A 20,934-nucleotide genomic window follows, 5' to 3' on the forward strand; every position below is an offset into this window, starting at 1 on the left:
ATTGCGTGGACATGGCAAAGCCGAATGGCCGGCGGCCGGCAAGTTCTTTCTTTGCGTCCAAGCTATTGCGCAATGTCTATGCAATCCAGCCACGGCAAACAGCGCCGGTCGGCAGGAACCGCCCATGCCGGCGTCAAGGCGTCGGGCTCGACGATGCAACAGGTTCGGGTCCGACGCCGAAACGAAATCAAGCCGCCGCGCCAAATTGGTTGGCGTACTTTTGTCCGGGATTGAGGTTGCTTATGCCTGCACATGATGCCCTGTCTTTTCTCATGGCGTGGACCGTGGCGCCGTTCAGGATCGGCTCCGTCACACCGTCCAGTTCCAGCCTGGCGGCCTTGATGACAAGCGATATCGGTCCCGAGACCGGCCCCGTGTTGGAACTTGGCCCGGGAACCGGCCCGTTCACACGGGCGCTGCTGTCACGCGGGGTGCGGGAAGAGGATCTGACGCTGATCGAGTCCGATCCGGATTTTGCGGCACTTCTCATGCGTCGCTTTCCCGCCGCCCGGATTTTCGAGATGGATGCCGTCGGCCTGCGCCATCTGTCGCTATTTCCTAGGCCGGTGGCAGGTGCCGCCATCAGCGGCCTGCCCTTCCGCCTGATTTCGCCGAACAAGACGCCTGCTATTCTCGAAGGTGTTTTCGCAAACCTTCGCCCGGGCGGGGCGCTCTACCAGTTCACGCTCGGCCGGCGCTGCCCGTTCGATCAGTCGCTGCTCGACCGGCTAGATCTCGAAGTCGCGCGGGTCGGCCATACCTTTCGCAATTTCCCGCCGGCGACGGTCTACCGCGTCGCCAGGATCAAGACGCTCGGGACCTATGACTGGCGCTTCGCATGACGGGTCCGTTGTCGGCCATTCTCGGCTTCGGCCTGTTCGGCGTCTTCTGCCTCGCCTTCACCGAGAAGATCCTCCCGGTCCCGCCCTCGCATGTGCTGCTGCTGTTCCTCGGCATGACGGCGGCGCCGGACAGTTCGATGCTGGCGATCCTGCTGGCGGAGACGACGGTTGCCTCCTTCGCCGGCTGCCTTGTCTGGTATGGGGTTGGCCGCCGGATCGGATTCGACCGTGCCGACCGGCTGATCGAACGGGTCGGCAGATATGTCTTCCTGCGCCCGGCAACCTACCGCAAGCTCGGCCAGGCCTATCGCCGCAATCATGTCCGGGTGTCCCTGCTGGCGCAGTTCATCCCGACGGTGCGCAACTATCTGCCGATCGCGGCGGGCGCGCTTTGTCTGCCGGCGCTGCCCTTCGCGATGGCGACGCTGCTGGGCGCCACAATCTGGAATGCTGGCTTCCTCCTGACCGGCTACCTCTTGCGCGGCAGCGGCCAGGATTCCTTCACGGTGGGCTTGCGCATCATCGTCATTGTCGTGGCGCTGGAGACGGTCTTCATGCTTGCATTGCGCTATGGCCCCGCATGGCGGCGGCGCATCAGGCTGGCGCTCGGCTGAGCACCAGTCTCCGGTCATGGGATAAGTTCCGCCATCGGCTTTCCTTCGCCCGGCCGCCGGTGTTTAGTCCGGCCATGGCCTTCACCATCCGCCAGCTGCAGTTCTTCATCGCCGTCGCCGAACAAGGCACGGTGTCGGGCGCCGCACAAAACCTCTCCATCTCGCAATCGTCCGTCACCGAAGCGATCAAGGAGCTCGAAAGCGATCTCGGCGTCGAATTGTTCGAGCGCCATCCGCGCGGCCTCAACATCACCCATAAGGGCCACCAGTTCCTGCGCCACGCGACCAAGATCCTTGCTGACGTGTCCGACGCCCGCCGCTCTTTTTCCGGCGAACAGGCGGTGGCGGGAGGGCGGCTGCAGCTTGGCGTCACCTCGCTGGTCGCCGGCTATGTGCTGTCGGATCTGCTTGCCCGCTACCGCCGCGCCTATCCGGGCGTCGAGGTCTCGGCCATCGAGGACAATGGCGACTACCTCGAACATCTCTTGATCGGCGGGAAGCTGGATATCGCCGTGATGGTGACGTCCAACTTGCGCGACCGCACGGCGCTGCAGTCGGAAATCCTCGAAGTCTCGGCCTATCGGCTGTGGCTGCCGCTCGGCCACCCGCTCGCCGGCGCCGACATCATCGGCATTGGCGACATAGCCGGCGAGACGCTGATCATGCTCACCGTCGACGAGATCGAGGAAAACACGGGAAAGCTGCTGGCGGCGATCGGCGCCAAGCCGCATGTCGCCTTCCGCACCCGTTCGGTGGAAGCGGTGCGCAGCCTGGTCGCCACCGGTGCCGGCGTGGCGCTGCTGCCCGACCTTGTCTACCGGCCATGGTCGCTCGAAGGCGACCGCATCGAATCACGCGATATTTCCGGCTCCTTGCCGGTGGTGCAGGTCGGCATGGTCTGGCGGCGGGGCTCCAGCCTGCCGCAGGCGGCGCGCGATTTCATCGGACTTGCCCAGTCGCAGCGCACGGTCCGCCGCTAGCATGGCCTACTCCAGGCGAACGTCGCCAGTCTCGCGCTTGCGCCTTGTGACGGAAACCGCCTCCGCCCTGAACGGCGCGAGCGGAGCAACCTCGAAGCGGCCGGCGCCCGCAAGCCTGACGGCGCGGCGGAAAGTCGGGCACTCCATCGGCCGGGCGGCCGGACATTTAGCGGCGTGACGCAAAGCCTCTCGGATCGCCCTCAGGCGCTGGATGATTTGGTCCAGTTCGTTCGCCTTGGCATCGAGGCGCCCTCGATCCATTTTCGGCAGGCCGTCGGGCGTCAGCATCGAGGAAATCTCGTCCAGTGTGAATCCACCGGCGCGTCCGAGCGCGATCAAGGCGAGCCGGTCCAGGACGGCAGGGTCGAACAGGCGGCGTTGGCCGCGACGGCCGATCGAGGCGACGAGGCCCTTCTCCTCGTAGTAGCGAAGTGTGAGGCGGGCACGCCGGTGAGGCGCGACACCTCGGCAATGTCCACGTCTTTCATGCTTGACCTCAAGTCGGCTTGAACTCGTAGAGTGCTCGCGACGATCGGTTAGAGCAACATGAAAGCGAGGTCCGTTATGCCGCAATCCGCGCCGCCAAACACACGCCAAGCCGCGCTCTGGAACGATGTCAGCGGAAAGGCCTGGGTCGAGATGCAGCCGATCCTCGACGAGATACTGGCGCCGTTCGAGCGGCTGGTGGTCGATGCCGGCTATCCCAGGGAAGGGAGCAATGTCCTGGACATCGGCTGCGGTGCCGGCGCCACGACTCTGGCGATGGCGCGCCGCGTGGGCAACGACGGAAATTGTGTGGGGCTAGACATCTCGCAGCCGCTTGTCGCCCTGGCGACGGAGCGCACGAAGCTGGGAGGGGTAGCAAACGCAAGTTTTGAAGTGGGCGATGCCCAGACATATGCGTTCGAATCCGGGCATTTCGACGCTGTAATCTCCCGCTTCGGTGTCATGTTCTTCGATGATCCCATGGCCGCGTTCACCAACATAAGAAAGGCCGTGAGGCGCCGTGGCAAACTCGCCTTTGTTGCCTGGCGCAGTCCGCTCGAGAATGATTTCATGACGACCGCCGTGCGAGCGGCTGCGCCTTTCCTGCCGCCTGCACCGGCGCCAGACCCCGATGCGCCGGGTCAGTTTGCCTTTGCCGACGGCGCCAAGGTGAAGCGGATCCTGGAAGCGAGCGGCTGGGCTTCGATCGAAGTCGAACAGGCGGACGTCCCGTGTCGGATCGCCCAACGCGATCTGATGGCGTATGCCACCCGGCTAGGGCCGCTCGGCGCCGCGCTGCGCGAGGTTGACCGGGCAACGGCCGAAAAAATCACCACGGTGTTACCGGCTGCGTTCGCGCCTTTCGTTAAGGACGGTGAGGCTCGCTTTAACGCCGCTTGCTGGCTGGTGACCGCGCATGCTTGAGGCGGTGGCTGTCTATCGGAAAAACCGATATCGTCGTTCTGATAAATGAATTTGCGAAACCGGAATTTTCCAAGCACGTTCGGTTTCAGGGACCAAAGCCGCCAGCAGAGCGGCATCAAGTCCACAGGACGAACTGATATGTTTTTCAGTCCGCGCGTGATCTGGCGAAAACCGGAGCGGTTTCGGGGCCATGCGCCAAAATGGGAGATCGATGATGAATTCATTCCTGAAGTCGTGCACGGCGCTGACGGTCGCGCTGACCTTCTCCGGTCAGGCCATCGCCCAGGTCAAGGAACTCGGCAAGGGCGAGGGCCAGGTCAACATCGTTGCCTGGCCGGGCTATATCGAGCGCGGCGAGACCGACAAGGGCTATGACTGGGTCACCGCCTTCGAAAAGGAGAGCGGCTGCAAGGTCAACGTCAAGACCGCCAACACCTCCGACGAGATGGTCTCGCTGATGAACGAGGGTGGCTTCGACCTCGTCACGGCTTCGGGCGATGCCTCGTTGCGCCTCGTCGCCGGCAAGCGCGTACAGCCGATCAACACCGATCTCATCCCGAGCTGGAAGACGGTTGACGACCGGCTGAAGGACGCCCCCTGGTTCACCGTCGACAAGGTGCATTACGGCGTTCCTTACCAGTGGGGGCCGAACATCCTGATGTACAACACCGAGGTGTTCAAGGAAGCGCCGAAGAGCTGGAACGTCGTCTTCGAGGAGATGAAGCTGCCGGACGGCAAGTCTAACAAGGGCCGCGTCCAGGCCTATGACGGGCCGATCCACATCGCCGATGCCGCCAACTATCTGATGTTCCATAAGCCGGAACTCGGCATCAAGGATCCCTACGAACTCAACGAGGACCAGTACAAGGCAGCGCTCGAACTGCTGCGCGTCCAGCGCACGCTGGTCGGCCGCTACTGGCATGACGCCGCCATCCAGGTCGACGATTTCCAGAATGAAGGCGTCGTCGCCTCCGGGTCATGGCCGTATCAGGTCAATACGCTGGTCGCCGCCAAGAAGCCGGTTGCCTCGACCGTGCCGGAAGAAGGCGTCACCGGCTGGGCTGACACCACCATGATGGAAGCCGACGCGGCGCATCCAAACTGCGCCTATATGTGGCTCGAACATTCGCTGTCGCCGAAGGTGCAGGGCGATGTCTCGGCCTGGTTCGGATCGCTCCCTGTCGTTCCCGCCGCCTGCAAGGGCAACGAACTCCTGACCGACGAAGGCTGCAAGACCAACGGCTACGACAATTTCGACAAGATCAAGTTCTGGAAGACGCCGGTCTCGAAATGCGTCACCCAGAACGACAAGTGCGTGCCTTACTACCGCTGGGTGTCGGACTATATCGGCGTCATCGGCGGACGGTGATTCCGCGTCGCTGAGAGCATAGCGCTGCCCCTCACCCTTTCCCTCTCCCCGTGAAGAACGGGAGAGGGGTGTCGCGCCAGCGTTTCCGCCAAGTCCCTTCTCCCCGTCACTATACGGGGAGAAGGTGCCGGTAGGCGGATGAGGGGCAGCACCGCCGCCTGAATTTGATGAGCCTGACAGATCAGGACAGCCCATGACATCAGCCGTCTCCTTCCAGAAAGTCTCGCGCCATTTCGGCAGCGTTCGCGCCGTCGACGCGGTCGATCTCGACATCGCGCCGGGCGAGTTCTTCGCCATGCTCGGGCCTTCCGGGTCCGGCAAGACGACATGCCTTCGCCTCATCGCCGGCTTCGAGCAGCCGACTTCGGGCTCGATCTCGATCTTCGGCGAGCGCGCCGAGGGCGTGCCGCCCTATCGCCGCAACGTCAACACCGTCTTCCAGGACTACGCGCTGTTCCCGCATCTCAATGTGCTTGATAACGTCGCCTATGGGCTGATGGTCAAGGGCGTGGGCAAGGCCGAGCGGCACAAGGCGGCCGAGGAGGCCCTGTCGCTGGTGCGGCTGCCAGGCTACGGCGCCCGCCGCCCCGGCCAGCTTTCCGGCGGCCAGCGCCAGCGCGTCGCGCTCGCCCGCGCTCTGGTCAACCAGCCCAAGGTGCTGTTGCTCGACGAGCCGCTCGGCGCGCTTGACCTCAAGCTGCGCGAGAACATGCAGGAGGAACTGAAATCGCTGCAGAAGGCGCTCGGCATCACCTTCGTCTTCGTCACCCATGACCAGGGTGAGGCGCTGTCGATGGCCGACCGCGTCGCCGTCTTCAACGACGGCAGGATCATGCAGATCGGCACGCCGGAGGATATTTATCAGCGGCCGAGAACCCGCTTCGTCGCCGATTTCGTAGGCTCCTCCAACGTGCTGCCGCCGGATTTCGTCCAGCGTTATTCCGGCCAGCACCGCTGGGGCAGCCTCCGCCCCGAATCCATTCGCGTCAGCCGCGCTGCAAGCGGCGAAGGCGTCGCCGCCCGCCTGATCTCGACCAACTATCTCGGCGCCACCACCAGGCTGGCGCTCGATGCCGATGGGTTGAAGCTGCACGCCGTGGTGCCAGCCGGCACGGCGCTGCCTGCCGAGGGCGAAGCGGTGGTGCTCACCTTCAACCGCGAGCACCTGCATCTGATGGATGAGCCGGCATGAGCGTCGACGCCACCATGCCGCGCGCCACGGCTCCTGCCATCCTGCCAGGCAGCGGCGGCATGCGCGGCGCGCTGTCGGACCTGTTCTGGCGCCGGCCGCAACTGCTTCTGCTGCTCATGCTTTTGCCGCCGGTGCTGTGGCTCGGCATCGTCTATATCGGCTCGCTCTTCGCGCTGCTGGCACAGAGCTTTTTCTCCATCGACGAGTTCTCCGGCCTCATCAACCGCCAGTTCACGCTGAAGACCTATGGCGACCTGTTGCAGGCCGCCAATCTCGACATCATCCTGCGCACGGTGACGATGGCGGCTCTCGTCACCGTGGCCTCGGCCATCGTCGCCTTTCCGATCGCCTACTATGCCGCGCGCTATGCCCGTGGCCGCTGGAAGGCGCTGTTCTATCTCGGCGTCATGCTGCCGCTGTGGTCGAGCTATCTGGTCAAGATCTATGCCTGGAAGCTGATCCTGGCCAAGGAAGGCATCCTCACCTGGCTCTTCGCCAAGTTGCATGTGCTGTGGCTGCTCGAGGCCTGGCTGGCGTTGCCGGTCGTCGGCGGCAACTCGCTGTCGGTGTCGTTCACCGGCACCTTCATCGTCTTCGTCTATGTCTGGCTGCCCTTCATGATCCTCCCGGTACAGGCGGCCCTCGAGCGCGTGCCCGGCAATCTGGTCGAAGCCTCCTCCGATCTCGGCGCTTCGCCCGGCCAGACCTTCCGCAACGTGCTGTTCCCGTTGGCGCTGCCCGGCATTGTCGCCGGCTCGATCTTCACCTTCTCGCTGACATTGGGCGATTACATCATCCCACAGATCATCGGCACGTCGCGCCTGTTCATCGGCCAGGCCGTCTATTCGCAGCAAGGCACCGCCGGCAACATCCCGCTCGCCGCCGCCTTCACCGTGGTGCCCATCGTCATCATGGGTTTCTACCTCTGGGGCGCCAAGCGCATGGGGGCTTTCGATGCGCTCTGACCGTGGTCAATCGGCTCCGCTCGGCTTGAAGATCGCCGCCGCTTGCGGCCTGCTCTTCCTGCATTTGCCGATCCTGCTGATCTTCGTCTACGCCTTCACCACCGAGGAGAAGAGCTTCGTCTGGCCGCCGCCGGGGCTGACCACGCAGTGGTTCGCCGTCACATGGAACCGGCCTGACGTCTGGGAAGCGCTGTCGCTGTCGGTGCGCGTCGCCACCATCTCGACGGCGATCGCACTGGTGCTCGGCACGCTGTGCGCCGCCGCTGTGTCACGGACGAAATTCTTCGGCCGCGAGACCATCTCGCTGCTGGTCATCCTGCCGATCGCGCTGCCCGGCATCATCACCGGTATCGCGCTCCGCTCGGCCTTTTCGCTCGCCGACATTCCTTTCTCGTTCTGGACGATCGTGCTCGGCCACGCCACTTTCTGCGTGGTCGTCGTCTACAACAATGCGGTCGCCCGTTTCCGCCGCACATCCGGTTCGATGATCGAGGCGTCTATGGATCTCGGCGCCGACGGTTTTCAGACCTTCCGCCATGTCGTGCTGCCAAACATCGCCACCGCGCTGCTTGCCGGCGGCATGCTCGCCTTCGCGCTGTCCTTCGACGAGGTCATCGTCACCACCTTCACCGCCGGCCAGCAGCAGACCGTGCCGATCTGGATGCTGGAGGAGCTGATCCGCCCGCGCCAGCGCCCGGTCACCAATGTCGTGGCCATGGTCGTCGTGCTGGTGACGCTGCTGCCCATCCTGTTTGCCTATTACCTCACCCGCGACGGCGACCAGATCGCCGGTTCGGGCAAATAACGTCAGTTCGTAAGGGAGAGACGTCCATGGACACCCAGATGCTGATCGGCTCGAAATTCGAGAACGGCGCCGAGACTGAGGAGCCGATCCTCAATCCGAAGACCGGGGCGACCATTCTCAACCTGCCCGAGGCCAGCCAGGCGCAGATCGAGGCGGCGGTGGCGGCCGCCGAACAGGCGTTCGTCTCGTGGTCGCGCACGACGCCGGCGCAGCGCTCTGGTTATCTCCTCAAGATCGCCGACCGCATCGAGGCCGAGGCCAAGGACTTCGCCGCTCTCGAGGCGCTGAACTGCGGCAAGCCGATCAATTCCGTGCTCAATGACGAGATTCCGGCCATCGTCGACTGCTACCGCTTCTTCGCCGGCGCGGTCCGTTCGATGCCGGGCGTCGTCGCCGGCGAATATCTTCCCGGCCACACCTCGATGGTGCGGCGCGATCCGATCGGCATCGTCGCCTCGATCGCGCCCTGGAACTACCCGCTGATGATGATGGCCTGGAAGCTGGCGCCGGCGATCGGCGGCGGCAACACCGTCGTCTTCAAGCCGTCGGAGCAGACGCCGCTGACGGCGCTGAAGCTGGCCAGGATCCTGGCCGAAATCCTCCCCGCAGGCGTGGTCAATGTCGTGCTCGGCCGCGGCGATAGCGTCGGCAACGCGCTGATCAACCATCCCAAGGTCAACATGATCTCGATCACCGGCGATGTCGCCACCGGCAAGAAGGTGCTGCAGGCGGCGGCCAAATCGGTCAAGCGCACGCATCTCGAACTCGGCGGCAAGGCGCCCGTCGTCGTCTTCGACGACGCCGATCTAGGTTCCGTCGTCAACGGCCTGCGCGCCTTCGGTTACTACAATGCCGGCCAAGACTGCACCGCGGCCTGCCGCATCTATGCCGGCAAGAAGATCTACGACAAGCTCGTCGCCGATCTGTCCTCGGCGGTCTCGACCATCAAGTACAACCAGCCGGACGACACCGAAAACGAGATTGGCCCGCTGATCTCGCGCCGCCAGCGCGACCGCGTGTCGAGCTTCGTCGAACGCGCCTCGGAATTGAAGCACATCGAGATCACCACCGGCGGCAAGCCGGGCGAGGGCACCGGCTTCTACTATCAGCCGACCGTCGTCGCCGGCGCGCTGCAGGAGGACGAAATCGTACGCCGCGAGGTGTTCGGCCCGGTCGTCTCGATCACCCGTTTCACGGAAGTCGACGAAGCGGTTAACTGGGCCAATGACAGCGACTACGGCCTGGCGTCATCGGTGTGGACCAAGGACGTCTCGCGCGCCATGGCGACGGCGGCACGTCTGCAATATGGCTGCACGTGGATCAACACCCATTTCATGCTGACCAACGAGATGCCACATGGCGGTCTGAAGCAGTCCGGCTACGGCAAGGATATGTCGCTCTACGCGCTGGAAGACTATACCGCCGTGCGGCATGTCATGGTTGCGCACGCATAACGCATTCCTTCTCCCCGTTCACGGCAGGGGAATCCCCCTGCCGTGAACGGGGAGAAGAACGCTACTCGACGATACGATAGATGTTCCACAGGCTGGTGCCTGACACGACGTAGGGCTCCATCTCCTTGCCCCATTTGGCGTGTGCGTCGATCTTGCTGATCTTGGCGAACATCGCCTCCAGCTGGGCCAGGCTTTCCACCTGATGATGCGACTCGACCGTCGCTTCGCGTGCGCCGATCGATCCGGTCATGATCTGGAACTTCAGCTCGGCGAGGCCGACCTGCGAGCCGATCTCGCGTTCCCATTTCTTCAACAGGTCGAGCACGGTCTGTTTATGCCCGAACTTCGCGTCGATCTGCCATCTGGCGCTGAACATGCTGGTTCCTCCCAAGGTTGAGTTGGCGGCTGTTTGCCTATTCGTCCCAGGCTTGCACGACGGTCTGCCGCGCGATCCGCCCGTTCTTCAGCTCCAGCATCGCGGCGGCGAACACTTTCGTGCCGTCCGGATAGGCGCAGGCCTGGGTGAAGGCGAGGCTGTCGCCGTCGGCGATCGTGGTGTCGACCTTGTGGGTCATCGCCCGGCTGCAGATGTCGTCCCAGAAGGTGGCGATCGCCGCGCGCCCGCGGACTTCGCGCGGCTTGCTCGGCGGGTTGTTGCGGTCGATCACCCGCACCAACGCGTCGTCGGCATAGAAGCTCGACAGCATCTTACCATCGCGGCTCTCGATCGCCTTCTTGATCGCCGCGCCATCCACGACTTGAGTCTTGGTCAGCATCTTATCCTCCATGTGCCCGTCTTCACGATCGGGCGGTTGATATTCAGTAGGGACTGCCCGACGCTCGCCGCCAGGCAGGGATTTTCACTGCGACTTCGCCTTGACGGCGGCGAAGACATCGTCGGTCTGCTTCTTGAACGTGGCGAGATCGACCTGGCTGCCATTGAGCATTGTCGACCAGTGGCGCACGATCGCCGCCATCGCGATCGTCTCCTTGATCTCCTCGTCGCTCGCGCCGTTGAGCTTGGCGGCCTCGGTATGGAAATAGATGCAGTACTGGCAAGGTATCTGCGAGGCCACCGCGAGGCCCATCAGTTCCTTGGTCTTGCCGTCCAGAGCGGTTTTCGGGTTGAGTTGGACGCCCTTGATCTCGGCCCAGGCGCCGGCGATGGCGACGTCAGGCAGTGTCTTGAACATGTCCGGCACGGAGCCGAGCGTCGCCTGGATGTCCTTGTAGGCGGCTGTCGCCGACGCATCCTCGGCCTTCGCGGGAGAGATCGTGAGCAGCGCGCCAATCCCTGCCGCGATCACAAGTGATCTGACATTCAGTTTTGACTTGAGCATTTCATCCTCCGTTCGCAGTGCCCTTTCGGCGATATCCGCCTGGCCTGCATGGGGGAATTGATAGCGCTTACATCCGCCTGGCCGCTTCGCCCGAAAGCGCCATGGCTCTCATGGCCCGTCCGGGCCAGTGTGCCGGACCGAGAATACCGCCGCCGCCGCTCGCGACGGCAGGTCGAGCTTGAGCAATATGTTGGCGACGTGGCGCTTGACCGTGTGTTCGCTCAGCCTGAGCTCGGCTGCGATCGCGGCATTGCTCTTGCCGTCGGCAATCAGGCTCACCACCTCGCTTTCCCTCGCCGTCAGCACGGACGGTTCGGTCGTTTTGGTCCTGGCGCGGCAGTCAGGCTCCAGATGCTGTTCCGACATTGCCCGCACCAGCGCCATGGGCTCGTCCAGATCGTCCAGCGTGACCCGGCTGGCGTCTTCGAAATGCAGGCCTGAGCCGGTTGCCAGATCAGCGACCAGCCGCGACGCCAGGATATCGCCCCGGCTGGCGCGCGCGGCGATCTGCATCGTCACGCGGGCCGTCAGCCCCACCGGCGGCCCGCGCAGTTCGATCTCCCCGACATGCGCGCCCTGCGCGCTGGCCACGCCGATCCCTTGCGCTGCCTCGCGCAGCGCCGCTGCACAGCGTATGGCGCGCGCCGGTCCATCGAAGCGCGAAATCATCATCTCGCCTTGCGTACCCAGCGCTCGGCCGCCATGGCGCCCGACCAGCAACCGCCAGGTTTCCTGGAAGCGCTCGCTGCGTTCGCTCCACACGCGGTCGCCCATCCGCGTCGTATCGTAGATGCGCGTCACCAGAAGTGCCGCCAGCACGCGGTCGGCTTCGGCGACGGCGCGCTCGCCGGTCAGGAATTCCTCGATCAGGTCGGCGACCCGGTCGACATCGCCGGTCCAGATCGGATGGTCGCGCCCGGGAATCTCGACCAGCCGCGCATTCGGGATTTTCTTGGCCAGGAAACGGCTGGCGTCGGGATCGACCCGCGCGTCGTTGCGGCGATGGATCAGCAGCGTCGGCGCGCTGATCGCCGCCAGCACACCACGTACATCGATTCCCGCATTCATTCGCGCCAGTGCCGCCGCTGCCGTCGGGCTCGCCGACAGCCGCTCGAAACGCGCCCACCACTGGGTAAAATGCGCGTCGTCGACCCGGCCCGGCGCGAAATTCGGCAAGGTGGCACCGGTGCCCCAGGCCGTCTCGGCGGTGGCGATGAAGGCGTTGAGGCGTTCGGGCGGCATCACCCATTTGTGGAAATGCGCATAGCCGCCATAGAGCGCCAGCGCGCGCGTCCGCTCGGGATAGGTGGCGGCGAACAGCATTGCCATCGGCGCGCCTTCTGAAGCGCCAAGCAGGGCAGCACGACCGCTGCCGGCGGCGTCCATCACCGCGCGCACATCGTCCATGCGCGTTTCAAGACTGGGCAGGTTGTGCGCATCGACACGGTCGGAAAGGCCGGTGCCGCGCTTGTCGAACAGGATCAGCCGCGAGAACGCCGAAAGCCGCCTCAAGAGCCTTGTATAGCCCTCGTCTTCCCAATGCAGGTCGAGATTGGAAATGAAGCCCGGGACGAAGACGAGATCAAGCGAACCCTGGCCGACCACCTGATAGGCGATCCGCGCCTCGCCGCTGAGGGCATATCGGGTCTCGATCGGCCTCACGAGTTTCTTCCGCCCGGCCTGACGATTTCTGATCGTCAACCATAGCAGAGCCGCTTCGATAGCGGCAGCTCAAACTTTAGCGAAAGTGAATGTATACCGGGACCGCCCGCTGCGGCTACTTTTGTGACGCGGCGACGTCTGCCGGGGAGGGGGTGAGTCCGAGCTTCAGATCGGCCTCGGCTGGCGTGATCGGCCGCTTGATCCTGGCCGATGCAGCCACGACGAGTTCATCGAACCCTTCGCCGCTATCCAGCAGTTCGAAGAACTGTCGCCGCATCCTCGGTTCCCAGAATTTGTTGATGTGCTCGGCGACGCCGGCAACCCCTTCCTCGCGTGACTTGGAATGGAAGAAGGCCGCGATCTGGTTGGCCATGCGCACCAGCTTTTCGCTGGTGCTCGTGATGTGGTCTTCGTCATGCGACATGCTGGGCAACTCCCAAAACCACCCGGTCGGGGTGGGTGAAAACATCGAAATCCTCGCCGCGCACCAGGGCGACCAGCGTCATGCCGGCCTCATCGGCCGTGCGGATGGCAAGCGCGGTCGGCGCCGAGACAGCGATGATGAAGGCGGAGCCGATCGCCGCCGTCTTCTGCACCATCTCGACCGACACGCGCGACGTCACCACGACAGCGCCCGACGCACCGTCGATGCCGGCTTTGGCCAACGCCCCGGCCAGCTTGTCCAGCGCATTGTGGCGGCCGACATCCTCGCGCGCCATGACGACGCCCTTGCCGGGAATATAGAAGCCGGCGGCATGCACGGCTCCGGTTTCCTGATGCAGCGGCTGCACCTTCGACAACAGCTTGACGGAGCGGACGATGTCGTCGGTATCAAGCGTAAGTTTTGACGCACCAACAGCGTCGACGGAGCGCATGGCTTCCTCGATGGATTCAATGCCGCACAGCCCGCAGCCAACCGGCCCGGCAAGCCTGCGCCGCCGCGCCTCGAAGCGTGTATTGGCCTTATCCTTGAGCCGGATCTGGATATCGATGCCGGCGCCATGATCCTCGACCTCGATCGCCTCGATTTCTTGCGGGTCGGCAATGATGCCTTCCGTCAGCGAGAAGCCGAGCGCGAAATCCTCGAAGTCGGCGGGGCTCGCCATCATCACCGCATGCGTGGTTCCGGCAAAGGAAAACGCCACCGGCGTCTCCTCCGGCACCATGCGGTTGGCAACAGCCGTACCGCTGGCGCGGTGCGCGAGGCGGGAAGTCTGGCTGATCGGCTGGCGGGAGCGCATTAGTCCTGCTTCATCCACTTTGGCGTCAACTCTGGAACGTCGTGCGCGATCATCTCGAACGCCTTGTAGTGTCCAAGGCCCATTATATTTCCGACAATGCGGCGAAGCTTGTCGAAGTCTTCCTTGGCCGCATGCTCCTGAATATCGAACAAAAACTGATTCAGGTCGGCGCCTTGCTTTTCACACAGGCGCATAAGCTTTTCGTAGGCTTCCTTTTGGGTCACCCCTGTTTCCTCCGACCGCGAGGCCGCCAGACTACTCGGCCGCCTGCAGCGAGGCGATGCGGCGGCTGTTCCTGGCCTGCTCATCGTACTCGCGCTGCCAGTCCGACGGGCCATTGGAGGCGCCGACCTGCACTGCCGTCACCTTGTACTCCGGACAGTTGGTCGCCCAGTCCGAGAAGTCGGTGGTGATGACGTTGGCTTGCGTGTCGGGATGGTGGAAGGTGGTGTAGACCACGCCGGGAGACACCCGGTCGGTGATCAGCGCCCGCAGCGTCGTCTCGCCCGAGCGGCTGGTCAGCCGCACCCAGTCGCCATCGCGCAGGCCGCGGTTTTCGGCATCGTGCGGATGTATCTCCAGCCGGTCTTCCGCGTGCCACATGACGTTGTCGGTGCGCCGCGTCTGCGCGCCGACATTGTACTGGCTGAGGATGCGGCCGGTGGTCAAAAGCAGCGGGAAGCGCGGCCCGGTCCTCTCGTCCGTCGCGACATATTCGGTGCGGATGAACTTGCCCTTGCCGCGCACGAAACCGTCAATGTGCATGATCGGCGTTCCGAGCGGGGCCTTCTCGTTGCAGGGCCATTGCACCGATCCGACGCGGTCGAGCAACTCGAAGGAGACATTGGCGAAGCTCGGCGTCGTCTGGGCGATCTCGTCCATGATCTGCGACGGATGCATGTAGTTCCAGTCGAGCCCGATCGCGCGGGCTAGCTCCTGCGTCGCTTGCCAATCGGCATAGCGCGCCTTCGGTTCCAGCACCTTGCGCACCATGTTGATGCGGCGCTCGGCATTGGTGAAGGTGCCGTCCTTTTCCAGGAAGGTCGAACCCGGCAGGAAGACATGCGCGTAGTTCGCGGTCTCGTTGAGGAAGAGATCGTGCACGACGACGCATTCCATGGCCGCGAGACCGCCCGCGACATGCTTGGTGTCGGGATCGGACTGCAGGATGTCCTCGCCCTGGATGTAGATGCCCTTGAAGGAGCCGTCGACGGCGGCGTCCAGCATGTTGGGAATGCGCAGGCCGGGTTCGTCGTCCAGCTTCACGCCCCACAGGCTCTCATAGATGTCGCGCACGGCTTCGCCGGAGATGTGGCGATAGCCGGGCAGTTCGTGCGGGAAGGAGCCCATGTCGCACGAGCCCTGCACATTGTTCTGGCCGCGCAGCGGGTTCACGCCGACGCCCGGCCGGCCGATATTGCCGGTAGCCATTGCGAGGTTGGCGATGGCCATCACCGTGGTCGAGCCCTGGCTGTGCTCGGTGACGCCGAGGCCGTAATAGATCGCGCCATTGCCGCCCTTGGCGTAGAGCCGCGCGGCCCCCCGGATCAGTTCCGGGTCGACGCCGGAAAGCTTGCCGACGATCTCGGGGCTGTTCTCCGGCAAGGCGACGAAGGAGGCCCAGTCCTGGAACTCCGTCCAGTCGCAGCGTTCGCGGATGAAGGCTTCGTCGAAAAGCCCTTCGGTGACGATGACATGCGCCAGTGACGTCAGCACCGCCACGTTGGTGCCGGGCTTCAGCGGCAGGTGATAGTCGGCCTCGACATGCGCCGACTTGACCATCTCGGTGCGGCGCGGATCGAGCACGATCAGCTTCGCGCCCTGGCGCAGCCGCTTCTTCAGACGCGAGGCGAACACCGGATGGGCGGAAACCGGATTGGCGCCGATGACGACGGCGACGTCGGTGAATTCGACGGAATCGAAATCCTGCGTGCCGGCCGAGGTGCCGTAGGTCTGGCCGAGCCCGTAGCCGGTCGGCGAATGGCAGACGCGGGCGCAGGTGTCGACATTATTGTTGCGGAAACCCTGCCGCACCAGCTTCTGGACGAGATAGGTCTCCTCATTCGTGCAGCGCGAGGAGGTGATGCCGCCGATCGAGGTGCGGCCGTACTGATACTGGATCCGGCGGAATTCCTTGGCCGTGTGGGCGATCGCCTCTTCCCAGCTCACTTCGCGCCACGGATCGGAGATCTTCTCGCGGATCATCGGCGACAGGATGCGGTCCTTGTGCGTGGCGTAGCCATAGGCGAAACGGCCTTTGACGCAGGAATGGCCGTGGTTCGCCTTGCCGTCCTTGTAAGGCATCATGCGGATGACTTCGTCGTCCTTCACCTCGGCCTTGAACGAGCAGCCGACGCCGCAATAGGCGCAGGTGGTGACGGCCGAGCGTTCCGGCATGCCCTTCTCGAGCACCGTCTTCTCGCGCAGCGCGTCGGTCGGGCAGGCCTGCACGCAGGCGCCGCAGGACACGCATTCGGAAGCGATGAAATCCTCATGCATGCCGGCGACCATGCGCGATTCGAAACCGCGGCCCTCGATGGTCAGCGCGAAGGTGCCCTGCACCTCCTCGCACGCCCGCACGCAGCGCGAGCAGACGATGCACTGCGCCGGATCATAGGTGAAGTAAGGATTGGATTCGTCGCGGGCGATGTAGTCGACCGCCAGCGAGCCATGGCCGGGCGCCACGCCGTCTTCTTCCTGCTTGACGTGGTTGCGGCCCTCGACGCCGTAGCGGTTTTCGGTCAGGCCGACCGACTTCGCCACCGTGTCGAATTCGCTGGCGCCGGTGCCGGCCTTCTCGTTCCAGCCGGTCGGATGGTCGGAGACGTAAAGCTCCATGACGCCGCGGCGGATCGCGTCGAGCCGGTCGGACTGCGTGCGCACCACCATGCCTTCACCGACCGGCGTCGTGCAGGAGGCCGGCGTGCCGCCGCGCCCTTCGATCTCGACCAGGCAGACGCGGCACGAGCCGAACGAGTCCAGCATGTCGGTGGCGCAGAGTTTTGGGATCTCGACCCCGCCTTCCATCGCCGCGCGCATGATCGAGGTGCCTTCCGGCACCGTGATGCTGCGGCCGTCGACGCTCAGCGTGACCTGCTTTTGCGCCCGCGATTCCGGGGTTCCGTAGTCGATCTCTTCAACGAGCGATGGGAAGTCGGCCTTGATGTTCATGTGCCAGCTCCTACTCAGCAGCCACGCGCGCCGACGCGGGCTTGAAATCTTCGGGGAAATGCGTGATCGAACTCATCACCGGGTAGGGCGTGAAGCCGCCCAGCGCGCACAGCGAACCGAACTTCATCGTGTTGCAGAGGTCGGTGACCAGCGCGAGGTTCTTTTCCGGCTCGATCCCGGCGGCAAGCCTGTCGATGGTCTCGATGCCGCGCGTCGAGCCGATGCGGCAGGGCGTGCACTTGCCGCAGCTTTCGATGGCGCAGAACTCCATGGCGAAGCGCGCCTGCTTCAGCATATCGGCCGTGTCGTCGAACACGGTGATACCGGCATGGCCGATCAGCCCGTCGCGCTTGGCGAATTCCTCGTAGTCGAACGGCGTGTCGAACAGGGCGCGCGGGAAATAAGCGCCAAGCGGGCCGCCGACCTGTACTGCCTTCACCGGACGGCCGGTGGCCGTGCCGCCACCGATGTCATCGACGATCTGGCCGAGCGTCAGGCCGAAGGCGGTTTCGAACAGGCCGCCATTCCTGACATTGCCGGCGATCTGGATCGGGATGGTGCCGCGCGAGCGGCCCATGCCGAAATCCTTGTAGAAGGCGGCGCCCTTGTCCATGATGATCGGCACCGAGGCGAGGCTGATGACGTTGTTGATCACCGTCGGCTTGCCGAACAGGCCCTGGATGGCCGGCAGCGGCGGCTTGGCGCGCACCACGCCGCGCTTGCCTTCGAGGCTGTTCAACAGCGAGGTTTCCTCGCCGCAGACATAGGCGCCGGCGCCGACGCGGATTTCCATGTCGAAGGCGTTGGGCGAACCCAGCACATTGACGCCGAGGACACCGGCCTTGCGGGCGATTTCGACGGCTTTGTTCATTGTCGCCACCGCATGCGGATATTCCGAGCGGATATAGACGAAGCCCTTGGTCGCTCCTGTGGCGATGCCGGCGATCGTCATGCCCTCGATCAGCACGAAGGGGTCGCCCTCCATGATCATGCGGTCGGCGAAAGTCGCGCTGTCGCCCTCATCGGCGTTGCAGACGATGTATTTGCGCTCCGATGTCGTATCCAGCACCGTCTTCCACTTGATGCCGGTCGGGAAGCCGGCGCCGCCGCGGCCGCGCAGGCCCGAGTCCGTAACCTGCTTGACGATGTCGGCCGGCGCCATGGCCACCGCGTTCTGCAAACCCTTAAGCCCGCCAAGCGATTTGTAGGCGTCGAGCGACAGCGGGTCGTTGATGCCGCAGCGGGCGAAGGTCAGCCGGGTCTGCTTGGCCAGGAACGGGATCTTGTCGGGCGCGCCGAGCCAGCGCTTGTGGTGGCCACCGGTGAGGAAGCCGCTGTCGAACAGGCTCTTGACGTCGGAAGGCTTGACCGGTCCGTAGGCGACGCGGCCGTTGGCGGTCGCCACTTCGATCATCGGTTCGAGGAAATAGGCGCCGCGCGATCCGTTGCGCACGATCTTGGCCTCGATGCCACGCTCGGCGAGTTCCTTGGCGATCGCCTTGGCGACCTTTTCAGCGCCGAGCGCCAACGCGCCGGAATCGCCGGGAATGTAGATGCGGGGGATCATGAGCGCACCTCGGCAAGGATCTCGTCGATCTTCTCGTCATCGAGCCGCCCGATCACCTCGCCGTCGAGCATCGCCGACGGCGAACAGGCGCAAAGCCCGAGGCAATAGACCGGCTCGAGTGTAACCGATCCGTCGCGGGTGGTCTCGTGGAAACCGATGCCCAGCAACTGTTTGATCTTGGCGGCGACGGCATCCGAGCCCATCGACTGGCAGGCTTCCGCCTGGCACAGCTTGAGAACATGCCGCCCGGCCGGCCGGGCACGGAAATCATGGTAGAAGGTGACGACGCCGTGCACCTCGGCCCTGGAGAGGTTCAGCCCATCGGCGATGACCGGCAGTGCCGCCTGCGGCACATGGCCGAATTCTTCCTGGATCTCGTGCAGGATCGGCAGCAGCGGGCCTTCGAGGCCTTTCAGTTCTTGGATAATCGCCGCCGTGCGCGATGCGATCTCGGTACTTGCAGGCTGCATCGTCATGCAGCGCCCTCCCTGGTCGGTAGCGCTCTAGCGCTAAGTCGTTACAAAAACAGAGGAAACCAGCGAAATCAATAAAGCTGATCCGTCGCTTGATAGAAATTTTCTATCAAGCCCGCTCAGCCGCCATTCTCTACCCTAGCGATGGGCGCGGAAATCGTCTGCCAGCGCCATTGCCTCGTCCAGCAGCGCCTGCACCAGCGGCGTGTGCGGCTCACGCGGCGCGGCCACCAGGCCGACCGTGTGGCTGGCGTCGGGCTCGACGATCGGAATGGCCCGGATCGGCTCTGAAAAGCCGAATGTTTCCGCGAGGTTGAGCGGCATGATCGACGACCATTTGCCGGTGTGGATGTGCGAGAACAGCACGATCATCGAATTGGATTCGAGCGTCGGCCGCACTTGCACTCCGGCCTCGGCCAGATGCTGGTCGATGATGCGGCGGTTCTGCATGTCCGGCGTCAGCAGGCACAGCGGCAACCGGCTGATCTCGGCCCATGTCACTTTGTCGCGGTCGGAATAGGGGTTTCCGACCGCAGTGATCAGCTGATAGCGCTCGTCATAGAGCGGCACGCTGGTCACCCGCCCGAGCGGCTCGTTGTCGAGATAGGTGATACCGGCATCGATGTCGAAATTGCCGAGCAGCGACAAGACTTCGATCGAGGTGCGCGACAGCACCGAGAAGGTGACGCCGGGGTGCTTTTCGCGAAACGGCGTCGTCAGCCGCGCCACCATGGCGAGCGCGGTCGGGATGGCGGCAATGCGGATGCGTCCGGAAAGGCCGTGGCGCGCCGCGCGCATCTCCTCTCGCATGGCCCTTGAATCGCCGACGATGCGGCGCGCCCAGACCAGCACCTGCTTGCCTTCCGGCGTCAGGCCCTGGAACCGCGACCCGCGATTGACCAGCATGACGCCGAGTTGTCCCTCCAGCTGCTTGATCCCAGCCGACAAGGTCGGTTGGGTGACCCCACAGGCTTCCGCCGCCCGGCCGAAATGCTCTTCCTTGGCCAATGAGATAAAGAATTCGAGTTTGTCGATCATGCCATCCTTCCGGTCGTCATGCGCAGGCTCGGGGAAATTCGCCTTTGCCGCAAGCGCCATGCGTAATCGTTCCGCATCCACATCTTTCAGCCGGCTTACTGTTTCCCGCGGCGTCATGCGGCGCTATGTCAATGAAACGGTCGTGAACCGGGCGCGATGGGAGACTGACATGCTGGGCTGGTTCCGCAAGCTGCTGCCGCGCGAAGATCGTTTCTTCGAGCTGTTCGAGCGGCATTCCCGCACGGTGGTCGGCGGCGCGGAAGCGCTGCAGCAACTGCTTCAGGGCAAGGACATCGATCGCTGGTGCCAGACGATCGTCGATCTCGAGGACGAGGCCGATCATATCACGGCGGAGGTCCTGCTTGCCGTGCGGCGCTCTTTCATCACGCCTTTCGATCGCGGCGACATCAAGGATCTGATCCAGTCGATGGATGACGCCATCGACATGATGCACAAGACCGTCAAGACGGTGAGGCTGTTCGAGAAGAGGGAGTTCGATCCGCTGATGCAGGAAATGGGCGCCGTCATCGTCGACGCCGCCCGGCTGGTCGCGGAAGCAATCCCGCTGCTCGCCAAGGTCGGTGCCAACAGCGCACGCCTCAACGCCCTTGCCGAGGAGGTGATGCGCGCCGAAGGCCGGGCCGACGACTTGCATGAGCAGGGTTTGAAGGATCTGTTCAGGCGCCATGGCCGCGGTGATGCGATGGCCTATCTGATCGGCAGCGAGATCTATGGCCAGCTGGAAAAGGTGGTCGACCGTTTCGAGGACGTTGCCAACGAGATCAGCGGCATCGTCATCGAGAACGTCTAG

22 protein-coding genes are annotated in these 20,934 nt (G+C 64.1%); 10 read left to right on the top strand and 12 right to left on the bottom strand.

Translation table 11 applies throughout. The features are described 5' to 3' along the window. Window positions 1-11: 11 nt before the first annotated feature. The 3 genes from D3242_RS12250 to D3242_RS12260 all read left to right on the top strand — a co-directional run bounded on the left by D3242_RS12250 (window position 12) and on the right by D3242_RS12260 (window position 2,436). On the top strand, window positions 12-842 hold the full coding sequence (locus tag D3242_RS12250) for a class I SAM-dependent methyltransferase (RefSeq protein ID WP_245435298.1): 831 nt from the start codon (window positions 12-14) through the stop codon (window positions 840-842). Continuing rightward, window positions 839-1,456: a DedA family protein gene (locus D3242_RS12255; protein ID WP_064984528.1), complete on the top strand. Its 618-nt coding sequence runs from the start codon at window positions 839-841 to the stop codon at window positions 1,454-1,456. Before D3242_RS12250 ends, D3242_RS12255 begins: the two co-directional genes overlap by 4 nt. Window positions 1,457-1,530: 74 nt before the next feature. After that, window positions 1,531-2,436 carry a LysR family transcriptional regulator gene (locus tag D3242_RS12260; protein ID WP_019862944.1) on the top strand — a complete coding sequence of 302 codons (906 nt, stop codon included), beginning with the start codon at window positions 1,531-1,533 and terminating at the stop codon, window positions 2,434-2,436. Window positions 2,437-2,442: 6 nt separating this feature from the next. Here the strand turns inward: D3242_RS12260 and D3242_RS12265 are convergent, their stop codons facing one another. Further along, entirely contained in the window at window positions 2,443-3,009 is a 567-nt protein-coding gene (locus D3242_RS12265; protein ID WP_342634140.1) for a helix-turn-helix domain-containing protein, read from the bottom strand. Here D3242_RS12265 and D3242_RS12270 point away from each other — a divergent pair. The 6 genes from D3242_RS12270 (at window position 3,001) to D3242_RS12295 (ending at window position 9,631) form a co-directional block, all read left to right on the top strand. Continuing rightward, window positions 3,001-3,846 (top strand): class I SAM-dependent methyltransferase, encoded by an 846-nt coding sequence (locus D3242_RS12270; RefSeq protein WP_038651891.1) that lies wholly within the window; start codon window positions 3,001-3,003, stop codon window positions 3,844-3,846. The genes D3242_RS12265 and D3242_RS12270 overlap by 9 nt on opposite strands. Before the next feature lie 214 nt (window positions 3,847-4,060). Continuing rightward, window positions 4,061-5,215, top strand: coding sequence for an ABC transporter substrate-binding protein (locus D3242_RS12275; RefSeq protein ID WP_027047698.1), 1,155 nt, complete (start codon window positions 4,061-4,063; stop codon window positions 5,213-5,215). Window positions 5,216-5,408: 193 nt separating this feature from the next. Then, a complete protein-coding gene (locus D3242_RS12280) occupies window positions 5,409-6,407 on the top strand; it encodes an ABC transporter ATP-binding protein (RefSeq protein ID WP_038651894.1) in 999 nt (332 codons plus the stop codon). A 14-nt stretch (window positions 6,408-6,421) separates the two neighbouring features. Next, a complete protein-coding gene (locus tag D3242_RS12285; RefSeq protein WP_208645779.1) occupies window positions 6,422-7,372 on the top strand; it encodes an ABC transporter permease in 951 nt (316 codons plus the stop codon). Next, window positions 7,362-8,177: an ABC transporter permease gene (locus D3242_RS12290; RefSeq protein ID WP_019862950.1), complete on the top strand. Its 816-nt coding sequence runs from the start codon at window positions 7,362-7,364 to the stop codon at window positions 8,175-8,177. The genes D3242_RS12285 and D3242_RS12290 overlap by 11 nt, the downstream gene beginning before the upstream one ends. Before the next feature lie 26 nt (window positions 8,178-8,203). Next, window positions 8,204-9,631 (top strand): gamma-aminobutyraldehyde dehydrogenase, encoded by a 1,428-nt coding sequence (locus D3242_RS12295; protein WP_064984529.1) that lies wholly within the window; start codon window positions 8,204-8,206, stop codon window positions 9,629-9,631. A gap of 61 nt (window positions 9,632-9,692) precedes the next feature. Here D3242_RS12295 and D3242_RS12300 read toward each other — a convergent pair whose 3' ends face one another. The 11 genes from D3242_RS12300 to D3242_RS12350 form a co-directional block, all read right to left on the bottom strand. Continuing rightward, a complete protein-coding gene (locus tag D3242_RS12300; protein ID WP_010913185.1) occupies window positions 9,693-10,007 on the bottom strand; it encodes a hypothetical protein in 315 nt (104 codons plus the stop codon). 37 nt (window positions 10,008-10,044) lie between these two features. After that, a complete protein-coding gene (locus tag D3242_RS12305; RefSeq protein ID WP_027047699.1) occupies window positions 10,045-10,407 on the bottom strand; it encodes a nuclear transport factor 2 family protein in 363 nt (120 codons plus the stop codon). Between the two features lie 84 nt (window positions 10,408-10,491). Further along, complete coding sequence (locus D3242_RS12310; protein ID WP_019862954.1) at window positions 10,492-10,971, bottom strand: carboxymuconolactone decarboxylase family protein; 480 nt, start codon at window positions 10,969-10,971, stop codon at window positions 10,492-10,494. Between the two features lie 108 nt (window positions 10,972-11,079). Further along, window positions 11,080-12,633 (bottom strand): alpha/beta fold hydrolase, encoded by a 1,554-nt coding sequence (locus D3242_RS12315; protein WP_064984530.1) that lies wholly within the window; start codon window positions 12,631-12,633, stop codon window positions 11,080-11,082. A gap of 115 nt (window positions 12,634-12,748) precedes the next feature. Beyond that, window positions 12,749-13,057, bottom strand: a complete 309-nt coding sequence (locus tag D3242_RS12320; protein WP_019862956.1) for a formate dehydrogenase subunit delta — start codon at window positions 13,055-13,057, stop codon at window positions 12,749-12,751. Continuing rightward, the gene (gene fdhD / locus D3242_RS12325; RefSeq protein WP_064984532.1) at window positions 13,047-13,874 is read right to left on the bottom strand and encodes a formate dehydrogenase accessory sulfurtransferase FdhD; all 828 of its coding nucleotides are present in this window, start codon (window positions 13,872-13,874) and stop codon (window positions 13,047-13,049) included. The genes D3242_RS12320 and fdhD overlap by 11 nt, the downstream gene beginning before the upstream one ends. Continuing rightward, complete coding sequence (locus tag D3242_RS12330) at window positions 13,874-14,098, bottom strand: hypothetical protein (RefSeq protein ID WP_019862958.1); 225 nt, start codon at window positions 14,096-14,098, stop codon at window positions 13,874-13,876. The genes fdhD and D3242_RS12330 overlap by 1 nt, the downstream gene beginning before the upstream one ends. A 31-nt stretch (window positions 14,099-14,129) precedes the next feature. Then, a complete protein-coding gene (fdhF, locus tag D3242_RS12335; protein ID WP_064984534.1) occupies window positions 14,130-17,045 on the bottom strand; it encodes a formate dehydrogenase subunit alpha in 2,916 nt (971 codons plus the stop codon). A 10-nt stretch (window positions 17,046-17,055) separates the two neighbouring features. Beyond that, window positions 17,056-18,612 (bottom strand): formate dehydrogenase beta subunit, encoded by a 1,557-nt coding sequence (locus D3242_RS12340; protein ID WP_064984536.1) that lies wholly within the window; start codon window positions 18,610-18,612, stop codon window positions 17,056-17,058. After that, window positions 18,609-19,088, bottom strand: a complete 480-nt coding sequence (locus D3242_RS12345) for a formate dehydrogenase subunit gamma (RefSeq protein WP_019862961.1) — start codon at window positions 19,086-19,088, stop codon at window positions 18,609-18,611. Before D3242_RS12345 ends, D3242_RS12340 begins: the two co-directional genes overlap by 4 nt. A 135-nt stretch (window positions 19,089-19,223) precedes the next feature. Further along, window positions 19,224-20,123 (bottom strand): LysR family transcriptional regulator, encoded by a 900-nt coding sequence (locus D3242_RS12350; RefSeq protein ID WP_038653788.1) that lies wholly within the window; start codon window positions 20,121-20,123, stop codon window positions 19,224-19,226. A gap of 169 nt (window positions 20,124-20,292) precedes the next feature. On the opposite strand from D3242_RS12350, the gene D3242_RS12355 reads away from it, so the two are divergent. Beyond that, window positions 20,293-20,934, top strand: a complete 642-nt coding sequence (locus tag D3242_RS12355) for a DUF47 domain-containing protein (RefSeq protein WP_027047702.1) — start codon at window positions 20,293-20,295, stop codon at window positions 20,932-20,934.

It is taken from the genome of Mesorhizobium jarvisii, from assembly GCF_003601985.1.
In the GTDB taxonomy this organism is placed as follows: domain Bacteria; phylum Pseudomonadota; class Alphaproteobacteria; order Rhizobiales; family Rhizobiaceae; genus Mesorhizobium; species Mesorhizobium jarvisii.

Bases quoted from the DNA above. Each gene is read 5' to 3' on its own strand.
- D3242_RS12280 (WP_038651894.1), top strand. From the start codon at position 5,409: ATGACATCAGCCGTCTCCTTCCAGAAAGTCTCGCGCCATTTCGGCAGC.
- D3242_RS12275 (WP_027047698.1), top strand. From the start codon at position 4,061: ATGAATTCATTCCTGAAGTCGTGCACGGCGCTGACGGTCGCGCTGACC.
- D3242_RS12260 (WP_019862944.1), top strand. From the start codon at position 1,531: ATGGCCTTCACCATCCGCCAGCTGCAGTTCTTCATCGCCGTCGCCGAA.
- D3242_RS12310 (WP_019862954.1), bottom strand. From the start codon at position 10,971: ATGCTCAAGTCAAAACTGAATGTCAGATCACTTGTGATCGCGGCAGGG.
- D3242_RS12320 (WP_019862956.1), bottom strand. From the start codon at position 13,057: ATGTCGCATGACGAAGACCACATCACGAGCACCAGCGAAAAGCTGGTG.
- D3242_RS12350 (WP_038653788.1), bottom strand. From the start codon at position 20,123: ATGATCGACAAACTCGAATTCTTTATCTCATTGGCCAAGGAAGAGCAT.
- D3242_RS12290 (WP_019862950.1), top strand. From the start codon at position 7,362: ATGCGCTCTGACCGTGGTCAATCGGCTCCGCTCGGCTTGAAGATCGCC.
- D3242_RS12305 (WP_027047699.1), bottom strand. From the start codon at position 10,407: ATGCTGACCAAGACTCAAGTCGTGGATGGCGCGGCGATCAAGAAGGCG.
- fdhD (WP_064984532.1), bottom strand. From the start codon at position 13,874: ATGCGCTCCCGCCAGCCGATCAGCCAGACTTCCCGCCTCGCGCACCGC.
- D3242_RS12340 (WP_064984536.1), bottom strand. From the start codon at position 18,612: ATGATCCCCCGCATCTACATTCCCGGCGATTCCGGCGCGTTGGCGCTC.
- D3242_RS12255 (WP_064984528.1), top strand. From the start codon at position 839: ATGACGGGTCCGTTGTCGGCCATTCTCGGCTTCGGCCTGTTCGGCGTC.
- D3242_RS12300 (WP_010913185.1), bottom strand. From the start codon at position 10,007: ATGTTCAGCGCCAGATGGCAGATCGACGCGAAGTTCGGGCATAAACAG.
- D3242_RS12355 (WP_027047702.1), top strand. From the start codon at position 20,293: ATGCTGGGCTGGTTCCGCAAGCTGCTGCCGCGCGAAGATCGTTTCTTC.
- fdhF (WP_064984534.1), bottom strand. From the start codon at position 17,045: ATGAACATCAAGGCCGACTTCCCATCGCTCGTTGAAGAGATCGACTAC.
- D3242_RS12345 (WP_019862961.1), bottom strand. From the start codon at position 19,088: ATGACGATGCAGCCTGCAAGTACCGAGATCGCATCGCGCACGGCGGCG.
- D3242_RS12250 (WP_245435298.1), top strand. From the start codon at position 12: ATGGCAAAGCCGAATGGCCGGCGGCCGGCAAGTTCTTTCTTTGCGTCC.
- D3242_RS12285 (WP_208645779.1), top strand. From the start codon at position 6,422: ATGCCGCGCGCCACGGCTCCTGCCATCCTGCCAGGCAGCGGCGGCATG.
- D3242_RS12295 (WP_064984529.1), top strand. From the start codon at position 8,204: ATGGACACCCAGATGCTGATCGGCTCGAAATTCGAGAACGGCGCCGAG.
- D3242_RS12270 (WP_038651891.1), top strand. From the start codon at position 3,001: ATGCCGCAATCCGCGCCGCCAAACACACGCCAAGCCGCGCTCTGGAAC.